We start from the raw sequence: 16,896 nt of genomic DNA on the forward strand, positions 1-16,896 counted from the left end.
GCGCCGCAAGCGGCTGCCGTATTCCCTCCTCGGCTGTCACCTCTTAGGTCATCGCGTTGCCCCGAAGAGCGTTACGCCCAATCTGCGTGGCCCGAGTCACACCCCGTAAGCGGTCAAAAACTGACGGATACGGGCGAATGTGGTCACCCCGCGAGCTCCTGGAGCCTCTCGGTGAATCCCGGGCACCAAGCCCGGAAGACCCTCAACGACCGAGTCGCCGGATCGTGCCCACTTACACATGCTCGGCGCACATGGTGGGTCGGTCCGGCGACATCTGGTCACGACTGCCTCTGGTGGCGGCGCTCCGCGCGCTCAGTGCTCGCGCGGGGCGGGAACCACGCGCTCCCCCTCGGGGTGAACGGTGAGCAGATGGCGCATCGCGGTCTCGGCACCGGTGCCATCCCCGGCGGCGAGCGCGTCCACGATGCGCGCGTGGTGGCCGATCGCCGTCTCGTTCGGCCGGTCGCAGCCGGTGATGGGGCCACCGGAGACCTGGAGGGCGGAGGAGACGATGCCCGAGAGGTGCTCCAGCATCCGGTTGCCGGCGAGCTGGATCAGCAGCGAGTGGAACTCGGCATCGGCCCGGGAGAACGTGATCGCGTCCCCCTGCCCCAGGGCGTGTCCCATGATCTCGACCATGTCGGCAAGGCGCTGCTGCACGTCCTCACGGCCGTGCCCGGCGGCGAGCCGCGCGGCGAGGGGCTCGATCGTCCAGCGCAGCTCGTTCAGCTCACGGCGCTGGTCGTCGCGCTGCGGGCCGAAGGCACGCCACTCGATGATGTCCGGGTCCAGCAGGTTCCAGTCACTGACCGGCCGCACGCGCGTGCCGACGTTCGGCCGGGCGCTGACCAGGCCCTTGGCCTCAAGGACACGCAGGGACTCGCGGACGACAGTGCGGGACACCTCGAAACGCTGGCCGATCTCCTCGGGCACCAGCGGGCGGTCGGCACCCAGGTCGCCGGAGACGATCATCTGACCGAGCTGCTGAACGAGTTGACCGTGCAGACCGCGGCCCCGGTTGCCGGTGGCACGCCGGCCGACGCGGCCCAGATCATGGTCCGTGCTGTCCCAGGCGGAGGCGCGGACTCTGTCGGCGCCCGACTCGGGGAAGGGGTAGCGGTCGAGTTCGCCCGGTCCGGCGAGGCCGGAATCGGCGGAGCGGGCGGCGGTCATCATGGTGTGCGCAAGGGTACTCACGGAATCTGTTGTCGGCGCTGTTCCCAACTCCCTTGAGGTCTTTGGTGAAAAGCACACGAAAGGGTGATCGCCGCCCTCGCCGCAATTGACGCCTTATCGGAAAGAAATGGGCGTTCCAGAAGGAGTTGCGAACAGGGCGGCTCCGGACGGCCCCGGACGGTCGTCATCGCACCTTGGGGCGCAGCACTGTGAGCAGATATGCGCAGAGCAGCGCAGTGAGCGACAACATCAGCGCGCCGCCCACGGGTTGGGCGACCATGCGCACGGCGGCCGCGACGAACCGCTCCGCACCGAAAGGCGAGTGCAGCAGCGCGAGTTCCCTCAGGCGCCCCGGCATTCCCGCCGCCGTTCGCACAGACGGACCCTCAAGGGCCTTTTGTACGAGCGGCACGATGACGACCGGAACCGCCACCACGGCGGCGAGTCCAGCAGCCGTCGAACGGAAGACGCCGGACGCCAGAACCCCTGCCCACGCGCACGCCACGACCAGGGCGAACCAACTCGCGCTCAGCGACAGCCAGTCCGCGGGGACCTGCGTGAGCTCCTCCCCGTAGACGAGGTGAAGCAGCGCGGCATCACAGCCGACGACGAGGACGGCCATGAGGACGGCCGTGGCCGCGCCGACGACCAGCTTGGCCGTGAGCAGCCCCAGGCGGTGCGGGACGGTTCCGCGGTCGGCGGCGAGAGCGGGGTGGCGGAACTCGTCGCCGAAGGCGAAGGCGCCGAGCAGCCCCGCTCCCACGGCGGCGGGCGGCAGGGGAAGGATCTGGGGCCACGCCGCGAGGAGCCTCGGCTGCGGGGTGTGGCCCACTCGCGCGAGCAGGACGGCGAGGAGCCCGGAGACGGCGACGACGAGTGCCGCGGTGACGTAGCCGGTGGCGATGCCGGTCGCCCGGCGCAGCTCGTAGCGCAGCGGACGCAGGGGGCTGCGGGCGGGGCGGACCGTGATGGGCGGCGGCAGCGCAGCGGCGGTCGCACGAGGAGCGGCGGCGCCGCCTGCCCCATGTTCACCGGTCGTCCCGGCGCCGACGTCATCCGCGCTCGTGGCCGATGGTGCCGTCTCGGCGAGGGGCACGAAGATGCTGCCGGATTCGGAGTGTCCGGAGGCTTCAGCAGGCCCAGAGGGATCGGCAGGCCCGGAGGGGGCGGGGCGGGGGCGGTCGAACACGGGAGCGATGAACGGGGTGCGGGTGGCCGCGCCGGCCCCGGCCGCGGTCCCGAGACCGGAGGCGGTTCGGGTTCCGGATTCCGGGTCAGGGGAACCGGAGGCGGCCGCACCAGCGCCGGAGCCGACAGCACCATCGGCATCGGCATCGGCATCGGCATCGGCATCGGCATCGGCAAGAGGAGACAGCGCCACCATGGGGCCCGCGTCCCCGGTCTCGTCCGCGAGTTGGTGGACGAGGATGCCGTGCCGGAACGCCGTCTCGCCCACGTCCGCACAGGTGCTCCCGTAGACCGACAGCCGGTTGCCGTCCTCGGTGACGACCTCGACGGAGCGCTTCGCCGTGCGGGCCTCCTTGGCCAGCAGAACGCCGAGCCGCGCCGCGTAGGGGCTGCGGACGGCGACTCGGGGCCGCAGCCGGGTGCGTGCGAAGGCAGCGACATCCTGGTCGGCGATCACTCTGCCCTCGTCGAGGGTGACGACCCGGTCGGCGGTACGTGCCGCTTCCTTGGCGTCGTCGGTGGTGAACAGCACCGTGCCCCCGACGGTCGCGTGCGCCCGCAGGATCCCGTGCAGCCACCTGCCCTCGCGGCCCGACAGGCCGTCCGCCGGACCGTCGAGGACCAGCGTGTGCGGATCGGCCAGTAGCGCGCAGGCCAGGCCGAGACGGCGGTCCATGCCGCGCGACAGGGTGCCGAGCCGCAGGTCGCGCAGGCTCACGAGCCCTACGACCTCCAGCACTTCGTCCGCGCGCTGGACGGGCACACCGGCCGCGGAGCAGAGCATGCGCAGCTGGCCGCGCACGGTACGCGCCGGGTGCCCCGGCACGTCGCCGAGGAGCACGCCCACCTCGCGCGCGGGGTGGGTGATGCGGTGCAGGGGGCGGTTCCTGAAGTAGGTGATGCCCCGGCCCTGTTGGAGTTCGAGCATCAGCCGCACGACGGTCGTCTTGCCTGCCCCTCGGGCACCGAGCAGGGCTGTCACACGGCCCGTGGCCGCCTCGAACGACACGTCGTCCACCGTGGGCGGACGCTCCTTGCGGGCGGTGCTGGTCAGTCCGATGGCCTGGATCATCGCTTCTCTCGCAGGATGGGCGACCGCTCGGCGGCCGGGTCCCGCCCGCCGGTTCCCTGGCAGGCGAACCCCGTGGGTACCACAGCAAGATAACGCGACATTTCTGTCATTTAGGGCAGGGTAAGGCCTCGGGTGCCCGAAAAAACGTCAGCCGGAATCCCCTCCCCGCCCACCCCGCAGGACGTCCCCGCCGAACAGGGGGCTGGAGTCCGCCAGTTGCTCAGACCTCGGGCCGCAGCATCGGCGGATTGAGCAGCGTGGCGCCGCCCGCACGGAAGAGCTGGGCGGGACGACCTCCCTGGCGCGTCGTCGTACCGCCGGTGGGCACCAGGAAGCCGGGGGTCCCCGTGACTTTGCGGTGGAAGTTGCGTGGATCGAGCGCGACGCCCCACACCGCCTCGTAGACCCGGCGCAGCTCTCCGACGGTGAACTCCGGCGGGCAGAAAGCCGTGGCGAGCGAGGAGTACTCGATCTTCGACCGGGCCCGCTCCACCCCGTCGGCCAGGATCCGCGCGTGGTCGAAGGCGAGCGGCTCGGCCTGCTCGCCCTCGCGCCCGTACCCGCTGCGGTTGAGCAGTGCTTCGACGGGCGCCCAGCGAGCACTGTGCGCGTCTCCCCCCGCCCGCGGCGCGGGCAGGTCGGGCGCGAGCGCCAGGTGCGCGACGCTGACCACGCGCATGCGCGGGTCCCGCCCTGGGTCGCCGTAGGTGGCCAGCTGCTCCAGGTGGGCGCCGTGGTCCTGCGCGGGCGCGTCCGGGTCGTGGGCGTGCAGGCCCGTCTCCTCGGACAGCTCCCGCGCGGCCGCCGCGGTCAGATCCTCGTCGTCCCGCACGAATCCGCCGGGCAGGGCCCAACGTCCCTGAAACGGTGACTCGCCGCGCCGCACCGCCAGTGCGCACAGGGCGTGACGGCGCACGGTCAGCACGACCAGGTCGACGGTGACTGCGAAAGGCGGGAAGGCCGACGGGTCGTAGGGCGACATGGAACGATCATAGTCGTCTGCCTGACGATAAACACTCCCTTCGCTCGTGGTTCCCGCCGTGGTTCCGCCCCGGGTCGGCGCCCGGTGCCGGAGTCCCCGGAGCCGTCCTCGGAGGCGTCACACCCCCAGCTGCAGGCTGTCCGCCGCCTCCTCGATCATCCCGAGCCCCAGCCGGCTGACCCGCGCGGAGAACGCGTGTCCCCCGACGCTGAGGCCCGTCAGCCCCAGCTCGCCGAGCGGGGCTCCGCGCATGGGCGACAGCGCCACGGTTCCGGCGGGCACGTCCGGACGGATGCCGACGAGGGCGGCCAGCAGATGCACGCCCACCGCGGCCGCGACAGCGGCCGGTCTACAGGCGGCCGGGTGCGCCAGCGGGGCGCCGCCCTCGACACGCTGTTCCCCGGCGTACATCTCCGGCAGGCGGAGAGAGAAGGCCTCTGCCGCCGCCAGGGTGCCGCGCAACAGGGAGGCGGCTTCCTTCTCGTATCCCGCCGCGGACAGCCCCGCGACAGCGACGGCGGTCTCGTGCACCCGAACGGCGCCGGTCCGGTGCCCGAACGGGTTGTACAGCGACTCCTTCACTTCCAGCGTGCGCAACCCCCATCCGGAGTCGAGCCCGGGACCGCCGAACAGCCGCGCCACCTGCTCGGTCTGCACCTTGTCCAGGAGGCCCGGGGCAAGGACACCGGCGCCGAGCAGCCCGGTGTCCAGCAGATGTGCGGCACCGCTGCCCAGGTACGGGACCGGGTGGCCGGACGCGGTGCGGGCCGCCGCCGGGCGACCGCCGCCGCGGTCGTCCAGCCAGAAGTCCTCTCTGAACCGGCGTCTCAGCTCCTCCGCCCATTGCCGCAGCTCGGAGGCTCCCGGTCTGCCGTACGCGTCGAGCAGGTCCGCGCCGATCACCGCGGCGCGGTGTGCGTGTGCCTGTGTCTCGCAGCGGAGGGGACCGCCCGGGCCCGGGTCCGGCACATAGACCCCCTCGCACGCACTGGTGCGCAGCCACCGCAGGCACCGCTCGGCGGCGGGAAGCAGTTCGGCCGTCTCCTGCTCGGGAAGGCCCCAGCGTCTCGCCTCGGCAAGGAGCACCGGGAACAGCAGGGTGGCCTCGATACCGGTACAGCTGGGCGGGATCTGGGGTCCCGCGTGCCGCAGCGGGCCGGGCAGGCGACCGAAGTCCGCTCCCGACCGGGTCGACTGCGTGCGGGCGAGCGCACGCAACGTACCGGCGGCCAGGCGGGTGCCCAGCGGAAGCGTCATTCTGGCGGCTGCCAGCGACTCCGCCGGAGCCGGGCCGCAACGCCAGGGCGCGCCCGCCGCCAGGTGGACGTCCGACGGCTGCCCGGGGTCTCGCACCAGCAGCGCCTGGAGGTCGTCGACACTGGTGCGCAGCAGCGGGCCCACTCGCGGGTCGTCGCCCTGGGCCTGCGCCACGGCGAACGGCCGGACCGTACTGTGGCCGGCGCTCCTGGCGCTGCCCGTACCGTCCGCGCGGATCCGCAGTTCCACGGTCCGGGTGCCTCCCGGGGGCAGCTCGAACTCCCAGCGGAGCAGGCCCGCGGAGGCGAGTGCGTCCGTGGGGGCCGGCGTCGCCGTGACCACGGCGTGGCCCGTGGGTGACGACCAGCGCAGGCCGGCGTCATGCACCACGGCGGGCAGTTCGCGGCCGGGCTGTCCGGCGGCCACCGCTCCGAGTTCCGCCAGGTCCGTGCCGAGCGACACCTCCAGCGGGACCCGCAGGGGCCGGAGCGCCGAGCTGTGCAACGTGATCCGCTCCGTGCCGTCGGCGTGCCGCATCCGCTGCACGACGATGTCCGGGTCCGGGCCGGCGTCGGGGGACGCGCGCGCCACGGCGACGAAACGGGCGCGGTCGGCGGAGACCATGCGGGCCTGTACCGAGACCGGCTCGCGGCCGAAGAGGCGGATCTGGCAGCGCGACAGGAGCCGTCGCCCCGCGCGGTAGAAGCCTTCCAGGCCCTGAGTGGTCAGCTGGCCCTGGTCCGAGGAGATCGCGAGTCCGGGCAGGGACACGCAGATCAACGAGCGGTGCGCGGGAGGGAGTTCGCCGCCGCGACGCGGAGCGGCGGCGGGAGCCGGTGCCGGCGCCGCGGCAGGAGAACGAGCGGGCTCGGCCGGTTTCGGGTCGAGCCTGGTCTGGTTCTGCGGCTGCGGCATCGCACGGGGTTCGGCGAGGCGGTCCAACCGGTGGTCGTCGGTCTGCACGGAGTCCCGCGTCGCGCCGCTGGTCGGCCGTGTTGCGTCGGACGTCATGGCCGCTCGCCCTCCGCGTCCAGCCCGTCCCCCACCGCTCGCGGACCGCCCTCTGTCCACCGCTCGCCTCTCATGGGAGGTGTGGGAGCACCGCCGGGGCGAGCGGCGGCACAGGGCTCGCCCCGGAATATGGGACTGCCACCGGGGGTGCTGAGCAGCGGGTTCAACTCCCGCATGGGGCGCCTCCTTTCGCGCGCGGTCGCGCGAGGCGCCGGCATGCTGCCGGACGACTGGACCTGACAAGGAGAGCGGCGCGGCCCGGCCGTCGCTCCCGCTCCTCAGGTGAACGGAGCGCCCCCGTCCCAAGTAACGCCGCAGAGCGAGGAACCACCGTCGTCGGCCCGTGGCCGCACCCGCCCTCATCCGTCGCCCCGGGTCTGCGGACGTCCCGTACGTCGCCCTGCGGGCCGCCGGGGCGCCCGTGCCCCTGCCCGGGCGGGTCGGGTGCCGGCCCCCGAACGGCGCTCGCCCCTGCGACGCAACGCCGCTGCCAGCCCGCGGGCCGCCCGGGAGACCCCCGGGTCCGCCCCGCCCGGCACCGCGAGCGCCGAGCGTCGGGACTCCTCGCCCTCCGTGGCCGCCGAGAGGACCGCAGCCTCGTCAGCCGCGACGTCCGTGGGCACCTCGTCGTCGGCCGCGTCGGCTTCCACCGTGTCGGCCAGCGGGGACTCGGTCTCCCGGTCCGCCCTGATCTTGCGCAACGACTGCCGCACCGGTTCCGGGTCGATGCCCTCGGAGCGGGCCTCGTTGAGCAGGCGGGCGAACTTGTAGTGCGGATCGACGCCGAGCGCCATCTCCAGTGCCCGGTCCGCCTCCACGGTGTCGCCGAGCGACCATGCCACCCAGCCGGCCAGGGTCAGCGGCGCCGCGGCGTGCTCGCCGTAGCCCCCCACGCATCGCCTGGCCAGGGCCCGCCACAGGCGCAGCGCCGCGGGAGCCTCGTCGCCCTCCATCCACTCGGCCGCTCGATCCCTGGTCATTCTGTCCTGGAGGCCCAGAATCAGGACGGCGGCCTCGTCGTGCGCCAGGAGTTCGTCGTCCCTCAGATCCGCGTCGAGCGGGTCGTCGATGCCCGGGGCGTCGACGAGGCGCCGCAGGACGAGCCGGGCCAGGTCCAGGGTCTGCGCCTCCACCTCCTCGCGCGGGGCGCCGGCGAGGATCCTCGGCACGAGGTCCATCGCCGCCGCGTCCAGGGCGCGGGTCTGGTCCGCGACGAGCGCCGTCTCCAGGGGCGCGAGGCGCGCCGTCAGCTCGGCCACGGACTGTCGCACGTGAATGCCCGCGTAGGCGGCCGTCGCCGCCATCACCGACGTGCCGTCGGCAATGATCTCGTTGCCCTCGGGCGGGCAGCAGTCGGGGCGTGGGCAGCAGTAGCTCCAGTACCGCCCGTCGGAGAGGCACAGTGCCTCCGTCACCGGCACGTCGAGCACACCGCACTCGGTGCGCAGGAGTTGGGCGAGCGGGCGCAGGCGCTCCACGACCGATGGTCCGGGGGCCGCGATCCGGGCCCGGGAGTCCTGGCAGAGGAAGGCGACCACGCTGTCGGGCCGCCCGTCCCTGCGCTCGCACCCGCCCACCAGGCAGCGGGCCAGCTGCTGCGCGACGGAGGGCCAGTCTTCTGAACGCTCGGGGATTCCCAGCCGCACGCGGCCACCGAAGCGCCCCTTGTACAGGGCGACGAGAACGATGCTGTCGTCGGGCCGGAACCCGAGCAAGTACGGCAGCGCCTCCGCCAGTTCGCCGGCGGTACGCAGAGTGATCTTGGCCGCGCCGGACGCTCCGACGGGCTCGATGTGATTCGTCATGCGACGACCATGCACCGGATCGCAAAATCCCGTTTCACCCTGTGGATAACCAAGGTCAGGGACACGACAGGAGTTGTCCACAGGTCGGCGGGTTCATTCGCGCGATGTCAGTGCCATCGGGTTGCATGGGGGCATGAGCAACGAAGATCTGCGGATCGCGGCCGACACCGTGCTGGCCCGCCTCGTCGGGGACCCGACCGGCAGGGCACGGCTGCGCGAGGACCAGTGGCGGGCGATCGAGGCGCTGGTCGCCGACCACAGACGCGCTCTGGTCGTGCAGCGCACCGGCTGGGGCAAGTCCGCGGTGTACTTCGTCGCGACGGCCCTGCTGCGCGAGCGGGGCAGCGGCCCCACGGTGATCGTCTCTCCGCTGCTCGCCCTGATGCGCAACCAGGTGGAGGCGGCGGAGCGGGCCGGCATCCGCGCCCGGACGATCAACTCGTCCAACACGGAGGAGTGGGACTCCGTACGGGCCGAGGTCGCGGCCGGCGGCGTGGATGTGCTGCTGGTCAGCCCGGAGCGGTTGAACAACCCGGACTTCCGGGACAACGTACTGCCTCAGCTGGCGGCGGCCACCGGTCTGCTGGTCGTCGACGAGGCGCACTGCATCTCCGACTGGGGCCACGATTTCCGCCCCGACTACCGACGGCTGCGCACGATGCTCGCCGAGCTGCCGCAGGGTGTCCCGGTGCTGGCGACGACCGCGACGGCCAACGCACGCGTGACGGCCGACGTCGCCGACCAGCTCGGCACCGGCGGCGGCTCGGACGCGCTCGTGCTGCGTGGCCCGCTCGACCGCGAGAGCCTCAGCCTCGGCGTGCTGCAACTGCCCGACGCGGCCCACCGTCTGGCCTGGCTCGCCGACCATCTGAACGAGCTGCCGGGCTCCGGGATCATCTACACCCTCACGGTCGCCGCCGCCGAGGAGGTCACGGCCTACCTCCGTCAGTGCGGCCACGTCGTGACCTCGTACACGGGCAAGACGGAGAACGCGGACCGCCAGCAGGCCGAGGAGGACCTGCTGGCGAACAGGGTGAAGGCCCTGGTCGCGACTTCAGCGCTCGGCATGGGGTTCGACAAGCCGGACCTCGGCTTCGTCGTCCACCTCGGCTCTCCGTCGTCGCCCATCGCGTACTACCAGCAGGTGGGCCGCGCGGGGCGCGGCGTCGAGCACGCCGAGGTCCTGCTGCTCCCCGGCAAGGAGGACGAGGCGATCTGGCGCTACTTCGCCTCCCTCGCCTTCCCGCCGGAGGAGCAGGTGCGCCGCACGCTGGACGTGCTGGCCCAGTCCGATCGACCGCTCTCGCTACCGGCGCTCGAACCGCTGGTCGAGCTGCGTCGCTCGCGCCTGGAGACCATGCTCAAGGTCCTGGACGTGGACGGGGCCGTGCACCGCGTGAAGGGCGGCTGGATCGCCACGGGACAGCCGTGGGTGTACGACACCGAGCGTTACGCGTGGGTCGCCAAGCAGCGTGAGGCCGAGCAGCAGGCGATGCGCGAGTACGCGACCACCACCGGCTGCCGGATGGAGTTCCTGCGCCGTCAGCTGGACGACGAGGAGGCGGCACCGTGCGGCCGCTGCGACAACTGCGCGGGATCGCGGTTCGCGGCCGAGGTCTCCTCGACGGCGCTGGACTCGGCACGCGGCGAGCTGGGCCGCCCCGGAGTGGAGGTGGAGCCCCGCAAGATGTGGCCCACCGGTCTCGCCTCGGTCGGCATCGAGCTCAAGGGCCGCATCCCCGCGGGTGAGCAGGCCGGGACGGGGCGGGCCCTCGGCCGTCTCTCGGACATCGGCTGGGGCAATCGGCTGCGCCCCATGCTCGCGCCGCAGGCCCCGGACGGAAGAGTGCCCGACGACGTGGCACGGGCCGTCGTGGAGGTGCTGGCCGACTGGGCCAAGGGCCCCGGCGGCTGGGCCTCCGGCGCCCCGGACGCGCCCCCGCGCCCGGTGGGAGTCGTCACGCTGGCCTCGCACACCCGGCCCCAGCTCATCGACTCCCTCGGCGCGGGCATCGCCCAGGTCGGCCAGATGCCTCTGCTGGGCCGTGTCGACTACGCACCGGGCAGCGACACCGCCCACATCCCCCGGAGCAACAGCGCACAGCGGCTGCGCGCCCTCGACGGCACGCTGACCCTTTCGCCCGAGCTGGTGGAGGCACTCGCGCGCGCGAGCGGCCCGGTCCTGCTCGTCGACGACTTCACGGAGACCGGCTGGACACTGGCGATGGCCACGCGCCTCCTGCGTCGGGCCGGTGCGGACGGGGTGTTGCCGCTGGTCCTCGCGGTACAGGGCTGACCCAGGCATCCATGGCCGCCCTGTGGGCAGGGATATTGGCGACGCATCACCAAATACCGGTCCCGAGCCCCAATTGCTCGTTGCCGTGCGCCAGTACGACGGGAAGAATTGGAGTTGCTCCCCGCGCGGCTCCCCCGTGGCCCGGACAGAGCTGTGCCGCGGTGCGCTCCCCCAGTCCGACCCCGCCTGCCCTCAAGGGTGGCGTGTAGCCGAAGGGAGGACCGTGACCTTCGGATTCGCTCCGTCCTCGGCGTCTTCGATGCCCGCGTCCTCGATGCGCGCCGAGAGGCCCGCAGACTCCGCCGACCGACCTACCAGGCTGCTGGAGCCCGCGGAGTGGGCGGCGGCCGGAATCCCCTTGCTGCGCAACCCGCGCGAGGTCGTCAGCGGCCTGCACGCCCGCCACAGACCGATGGCGCGCACGGCCGTCGTGGCAGTACTCGATCCGGAGGAACGGCTGCGCGCGAGCGCGTCGTTCGCCCGTCGTGAGAACGGCACCGACGGCTGGACGTTCCGCAACGCCCTGCTGTCACAGCTGCGAAGGGTCATCCCGCACGATCTGCGCCGCCGTACCCCGGTCCGTACCGCCGTCCTGCTCTACTGCCGCGAGGGGGACACCCAGTGGACGGAGGAGGACGGTGCGTGGATGTGGGGGCTGCGCGACGCCTGCACGCTCCACGGCCTGCGCTGTGGCGCGTACATCACGATGACGCGTGACGGCTGGCAGGTGCTCGGCGAGGGCCGCGGCGGCCGCCGTCCCAGCGTCGGATCGGTGGCCGAGGTGCTCGGCGGCGGCGAGCAGTCCGCGCCGCGCACCGGCGGCGCCGCGACGGAGATGCTCCGTCGCGCCGCGGCACGTTGAGGCGCGCGGCCGAGGCCGCGCGCGGGCCTGCCGGGCTCCCCGGGCACCGTGGACCGATGCGGGCAGCCGGCAAGCCGCGCGTCAGACCCCGGCGCCCAGCAGCGTGTTGACGCGCTGCGGGTCGCCGCAGACGACCAGCAGGGCACCGGCCCGGCCGCGCGCGAGCGGCAGAGCCGTCGCAGCCGTCTCGTCGGCGCCGCCGTTGAGGGCGACGACGACGACCGGTCGCGCGGTGGCACGGTCGAGGGCGGTGGCGTCGGCGTAGAAGACGTCGTCTCCCGCGTCGTGCTGCGCCCAGTAGGCGGTCTCGCCGAACGACAGCTCGTGCGCGGCCCACGGGTGCGGGTCACCTGTGGTGATCACCAGCACCTCGCCCGGCGCGCGACCGGTGTCGAGCAGCAGGTCGACCGCTTCCTCCGCGGCGTCCAGCGCACCCTCGGCCGAAGCCGGAATGAGCTGGACCTGCGGCTGGGCCGTCGACGTCGAAGGGGTGGCCGGGGCGTTCGGCCCCGGTGTGGGAGGCCCGGCCGGCTCGCGCGATGTGCGCTGCGCGGGCGGTGCGGGCCTTGCGGGACCCGGACGGCCGGGTCGCGACGACACCGCGGGACGCGGGCCGGGAACAGGACGGGGGGTCGGCGCGGTGCGGCTGCTGGCCGGCGTGGCGCGGGGACCCTGGGCGCTCTCGTGAATCTGAGGCTCCTCGGGAATGAGAGGCATGGGTTGATATCTATCAAACGCGGGTGTGGTTCGCGCCAGCGGGTGGCACATCAGTGCGAACGCAAGAGTCAGAAGTCGAAGCCGAGCTGGCCTTCGATCTCCGGAGCGCTTGCCTCCGCCCAGCTACGGGCCTTCTTGAGGTGCCGCCACTGGGGCAGCGCATCAAGATACGCCCACGAAAGCCGGTGGTACGGGGTGGGGCCCCGCTCCTCCAGCGCGGCGCGATGCACCGGCGACGGGTATCCGGCGTTGGCCGCAAACCCGAAGTCTGCATGGTCGACACCCAGTTCGGCCATCATTTTGTCGCGACGAACCTTGGCGATCACCGACGCCGCGGCGACGGCGATGCAGGAACGGTCACCCTTGATCACCGTACGGACCTGCCAGGGAGCACCCAGGTAGTCGTGCTTCCCGTCGAGGATGACGGCGTCGGGCCGGACCGGCAGGGTCTCCAGGGCGCGCACGGCGGCGAGGCGCAGGGCCGCCGTCATCCCCATGTCGTCGATCTCGTCATGGGACGCGTGCCCCAGGGCGTGCGCGGTGACCCAGCCCTCCAGCTCCTGCGCGAGCGTCTCACGGCGCTTGGGACTGATCAGCTTGGAGTCGGTGAGGCCTTCGGGCGGGCGACGCAGACCCGTGACGGCGGCACAGACGGTGACCGGTCCGGCCCAGGCGCCGCGGCCGACCTCGTCGACACCGGCAATGATCTTGGCACCGGTGGTGGCGCGCAATGAGCGCTCGACGGTGTGAGTGGGTGCTTCGTACGGCATGGCGCCTGACAGCGTACGCCGCCGGACGACGGGCGCGACACCCGGCTCGCCTCAGTCCGCGTGCCTCGCCAGCAGGGGGACCATGACCTCGTCGATCATCTCCACCAGGTCCACGTCCTGCCATTCGCTTCCGCACACCTTCGAGCGATACATCATCATCGCCGGGATGACATCGCACACCGCTGCGCCCACCGCATCCTGACGCACGTCTCCGCGCGCGATCCCGCGGCCTACGACCTCCTTGATCAACTCGACGCCGGGCTCGATGATCCCCTGGATGATCACGCTGTGGAAGCGCTCCGCGGTGAGGGTGTCGCATTCGTGAATAACGGAAAGAAGCGCGGAGCCGGGGCGGGAGAACATGGCGTCACGCATCTGCCGGCAGAGCTCCAGCAGGTCCTCGCGGATGCTGCCGAGGTCCGGCACGGAGTCCACCTGCGGAAGTCCGGCCTGGAGGGCGTCGACGACGAGGTCTTCCTTCGACGGCCAGCGGCGGTACACCGCGGCTTTGCCGGTCTGCGCGCCGGCGGCGACACCCTCCATCGTGAGGCCGTTCCACCCGACCGTGCTGAGCTGGTCGAGGGTGGCTTCGAGGATGGCCCGCTCCAGCACGGGACCGCGCCTGCGCAGGGAGGCGGCCGACGGGGCGGAGGCGGCCGTCCAGCGCGAAGTAACCATCGTCTTCTCTCCGTTGAGCGGTTCGGGAGCAGTCCGGACGCGACGGGGGCGGGTTCGGCGAGCCATCAGGCCCGGCGAAGGGGACCCACCACCGTCGAGGCGAAGCGGACGGGCACGGTCAGCGGCACTCCCGTGGGGGATCCATGGTGACAACCTCTCCGCCGGCGCGGGCCCGGCCGACCCACGTCCGCTCACCAGGATGTCAGGCGGGAGAACTTCTTTCGACGGCCCGGACGCGGAAATCACCAGGCCGCACCCCTGGCCCGAGCATGCCTGCACCAGGCATCCACCGGAACCCTCAACCCCGGACCACTCGTCGGAGTCAACTCCGTTAGGGAACGCTTGTGTTCACCAAGGGTGGCTCGCTATGGTCTCGATTAGTGAACGCTTACGTTCACTACTTCGCTTCTGGGGGACATCCTGTGACGCACGATCAAATCCAGACGCACGACCCCGTACCCATCGCTCCGAAGCCGACCGCGCGCTCGCCCCGGCCGGGCATCGCTCTCGCGGTGATCGCCGCCTGCCAGCTCATGGTGGTGCTGGACGCCACCATCGTGAACATCGCGCTGCCACACATCCAGACCGCGCTCAGCTTCTCGACGACCGACCTGACCTGGGTGGTCAGCGCCTATACCCTCACCTTCGGCGGACTGCTGCTGCTGGGCGGCCGGGCCGGGGACATCCTGGGGCGTCGGCGGGTCTTCATCGCCGGCATCCTCCTGTTCACCTTCGCCTCACTGCTCGGCGGCCTCGCCCAGGAGCCCTGGCAGTTGCTCGCCGCACGTGTGCTTCAAGGCGTCGGCGGCGCGATCGCCTCGCCGACCTCGCTCGCCCTCATCACCACGACCTTCCCCGAAGGCCCCGAGCGGAACAGGGCGTTCGGCATCTTCGCCGCCGTCTCCGCGGGCGGCGGCGCCGTGGGGCTGCTGGCCGGTGGCGTCCTCACCGACTGGCTGGACTGGCGCTGGGTCCTGTTCGTGAACGTGCCGATCGGACTCCTGATCGCCGCGCTCGCGCCGCGCTACATCAAGGAGTCCGAGCGCCATCCCGGCCGCTTCGACCTCACCGGGGCGCTCACCTCGACGCTCGGCATGGTCGCGCTCGTCTACGGCTTCATCCGGGCGGCGTCCGACGGCTGGCGCGACGGACTCACCCTGGGCGCGTTCGCCGCGGCCGTGGTGTTCCTGGCCGCGTTCGTCCTCGTCGAGTCCCGCGCCAAGGAGCCGATCACTCCGCTGCGCATGTTCGCCGATCGCAACCGCTCCGGCACATACGTGATCATGATCAGTCTCGCCGCCGCGATGTTCGGCATGTTCTTCTACATCGTGCTCTTCGTGCAGAACGTGCTGGGTTACTCGCCCATCCGCGCCGGCCTGGCCTTCCTCCCGGTCACCGTGGTGATCGCCCTGGGAGCGGGGATATCCCAGCGGCTGCTGCCGACGTTCGGCCCGAAGCCGTTCCTGATCATCGGCGCCACCCTGGTCACCATCGGACTGGCCTGGCAGTCGATGATCGACCCGGGCAGCTCGTACGCGAGTGGTGTGCTCGGCCCGATGCTGATCTTCGGCTTCGGCATGGGGCTCAACTTCGTCACCGTCACGGTCACGGCCGTCTCCGGAGTGGCGCCGCACGAGGCGGGCGCGGCCTCCGCCCTGCTCAACACGACACAACAGGTCGGTGGCTCCCTCGGCCTGTCCATCCTGACCACGGTCTTCGGCAGCGCCAGCCGCGACGAGGCGACCAAGCAGGTCGCGTCGTTCATGTCCCAGGCGAGCCCGGAGCAGAAGGCCGCTTTCGCCAAGACGCACCAACTGCCCGCCCCCTGGGGCCACGAAGTGCTCGCCCACGGCATATCGACGGCCTTCATCCCCGCGGCTGCCATGGGTGTGCTCGCCCTCGTCGTCGCCACGGTCGTCATCCGGGTGCGCAAGAGCGACATGGACTCCCTCAGCGGCGTTCCGGCCCTGTAGCCGGTCGGGAGGCCCGACTCGCCCGAGCGCGACGGTCACGGACCCTGCGTCCGGCCCGCTCCTGGCAACAGGAACGGGCCGGGCACGCCTTCAGCACCGTGCGGGGGCCGTCCGCTGCCACGCCGGGGCCGCCACCCCTACCCGCTGCGGGAAGCCCGCGCCGGTCCGAGGGATGCCCGAGGCTGGTCAGGAGGCCGCCGAGGCGGGGACCCACCCCGGCAGCGGCTCCGTCCGTTCGATCCACTCGGGCGAGGGTTGGCCGCCCCGACCCGAGGCGACGATTCCGCCCACGATCGCGCAGGTCGTGTCCAGGTCTCCGCCCACCTGGGCAGTGCTCCAGAACGCGTGCTCGAAGTCACCGAGCCCGCGCGCCGCCGACCACAGGGCGAACGGCACGGTGTCATGGGCGGTCGTCCGCCGGCCGCAGCCGAGCACCGCCGCGACGGTGCCCGGGTCGCCGTAGTCGAGCATGTCCTTGGCGCGGCGCAGTCCGGCCTTCACCGCACTGCGCGGAATGAGCGCGATCACACCGTCCAGCAGGTCGTGCGGGGACATCGGCGGATCCTGCGGGGCAGCCGCGAGCGCCGCGGCGGCGGCCACCGCCATCGCGCCGACGACCGCCTCACGGTGCTGGTGCGTCGGATACGCGGAGATCTCGGCCTGATGTGTGGCCTGCTCGGGGTCGTCGGCGTAGTAGGCGCCGAGCGGGGCGATCCGCATCGACGCACCATTCCCCCACGATCCCTGTCCCTTGAACAGCGCGGACGCGAGGGCGCGCCAGTCGCCGCCGTCGCTGACCTGCCGCAGCAGGCGATCCACCGCGGGACCGTAGTCGCGGTCGGCGTCGTGGTGCTCCGCGAAGGAGCGCGCCAGGTCGTCCTGGTCGATCCGGTCATGAGCGGCGAGGACGGCGACGACGGAGCACGCCATCTCGGTGTCGTCGGTCCACCGCCAGACGCCGTCGGGCAGGACCCGGCTCCTGAGCAGCGGAAAATGGGCGGGGAGGAAGAACTGCGACCCCAGCGCGTCTCCTACGGAAAGTCCACGCAGGCTGGCCAGGGCGCGGCTCGTGCGCCGGTCGGGAGAGGAGTCAGCGATCATCGCTCAGC

General features: G+C 72.3%; 12 protein-coding genes. 3 read left to right on the top strand and 9 right to left on the bottom strand.

Annotated elements, in window-relative coordinates:
• Window positions 1–312: 312 nt before the first annotated feature.
• The 5 genes from ACIP5K_RS18450 to ACIP5K_RS18470 form a co-directional block, all read right to left on the bottom strand.
• Window positions 313–1,197 (bottom strand): FadR/GntR family transcriptional regulator, encoded by an 885-nt coding sequence (locus ACIP5K_RS18450; RefSeq protein WP_401410698.1) that lies wholly within the window; start codon window positions 1,195–1,197, stop codon window positions 313–315.
• 163 nt (window positions 1,198–1,360) lie between these two features.
• Entirely contained in the window at window positions 1,361–3,436 is a 2,076-nt protein-coding gene (locus tag ACIP5K_RS18455) for an ATP-binding cassette domain-containing protein (protein WP_401410701.1), read from the bottom strand.
• A 220-nt stretch (window positions 3,437–3,656) separates the two neighbouring features.
• On the bottom strand, window positions 3,657–4,418 hold the full coding sequence (locus ACIP5K_RS18460) for an NUDIX domain-containing protein (RefSeq protein ID WP_401410703.1): 762 nt from the start codon (window positions 4,416–4,418) through the stop codon (window positions 3,657–3,659).
• Between the two features lie 117 nt (window positions 4,419–4,535).
• On the bottom strand, window positions 4,536–6,590 hold the full coding sequence (locus tag ACIP5K_RS18465) for a glycogen debranching N-terminal domain-containing protein (RefSeq protein WP_401410832.1): 2,055 nt from the start codon (window positions 6,588–6,590) through the stop codon (window positions 4,536–4,538).
• Between the two features lie 455 nt (window positions 6,591–7,045).
• Complete coding sequence (locus tag ACIP5K_RS18470; protein ID WP_401410705.1) at window positions 7,046–8,491, bottom strand: DUF4192 domain-containing protein; 1,446 nt, start codon at window positions 8,489–8,491, stop codon at window positions 7,046–7,048.
• 133 nt (window positions 8,492–8,624) lie between these two features.
• On the opposite strand from ACIP5K_RS18470, the gene ACIP5K_RS18475 reads away from it, so the two are divergent.
• A complete protein-coding gene (locus tag ACIP5K_RS18475; protein WP_401410706.1) occupies window positions 8,625–10,787 on the top strand; it encodes a RecQ family ATP-dependent DNA helicase in 2,163 nt (720 codons plus the stop codon).
• 223 nt (window positions 10,788–11,010) lie between these two features.
• Complete coding sequence (locus ACIP5K_RS18480) at window positions 11,011–11,649, top strand: hypothetical protein (RefSeq protein WP_401410707.1); 639 nt, start codon at window positions 11,011–11,013, stop codon at window positions 11,647–11,649.
• 81 nt (window positions 11,650–11,730) lie between these two features.
• On the opposite strand, the gene ACIP5K_RS18485 is transcribed toward ACIP5K_RS18480, so the two are convergent.
• The 3 genes from ACIP5K_RS18485 to ACIP5K_RS18495 all read right to left on the bottom strand — a co-directional run bounded on the left by ACIP5K_RS18485 (window position 11,731) and on the right by ACIP5K_RS18495 (window position 13,814).
• A complete protein-coding gene (locus tag ACIP5K_RS18485; protein ID WP_401410708.1) occupies window positions 11,731–12,366 on the bottom strand; it encodes a hypothetical protein in 636 nt (211 codons plus the stop codon).
• Between the two features lie 68 nt (window positions 12,367–12,434).
• A complete protein-coding gene (locus ACIP5K_RS18490) occupies window positions 12,435–13,136 on the bottom strand; it encodes a ribonuclease HII (RefSeq protein WP_401410710.1) in 702 nt (233 codons plus the stop codon).
• 51 nt (window positions 13,137–13,187) lie between these two features.
• The gene (locus tag ACIP5K_RS18495; protein ID WP_401410711.1) at window positions 13,188–13,814 is read right to left on the bottom strand and encodes a TetR/AcrR family transcriptional regulator; all 627 of its coding nucleotides are present in this window, start codon (window positions 13,812–13,814) and stop codon (window positions 13,188–13,190) included.
• Between the two features lie 533 nt (window positions 13,815–14,347).
• Here ACIP5K_RS18495 and ACIP5K_RS18500 point away from each other — a divergent pair.
• The gene (locus ACIP5K_RS18500) at window positions 14,348–15,787 is read left to right on the top strand and encodes an MFS transporter (protein WP_401410834.1); all 1,440 of its coding nucleotides are present in this window, start codon (window positions 14,348–14,350) and stop codon (window positions 15,785–15,787) included.
• 186 nt (window positions 15,788–15,973) lie between these two features.
• Here the strand turns inward: ACIP5K_RS18500 and ACIP5K_RS18505 are convergent, their stop codons facing one another.
• Window positions 15,974–16,888: an ADP-ribosylglycohydrolase family protein gene (locus ACIP5K_RS18505; RefSeq protein ID WP_401410713.1), complete on the bottom strand. Its 915-nt coding sequence runs from the start codon at window positions 16,886–16,888 to the stop codon at window positions 15,974–15,976.
• Window positions 16,889–16,896: the final 8 nt, after the last annotated feature.

It is taken from the genome of Streptomyces sp. NPDC088785, assembly GCF_044750685.1.
Taxonomy (GTDB): Bacteria; Actinomycetota; Actinomycetes; order Streptomycetales; family Streptomycetaceae; genus Streptomyces.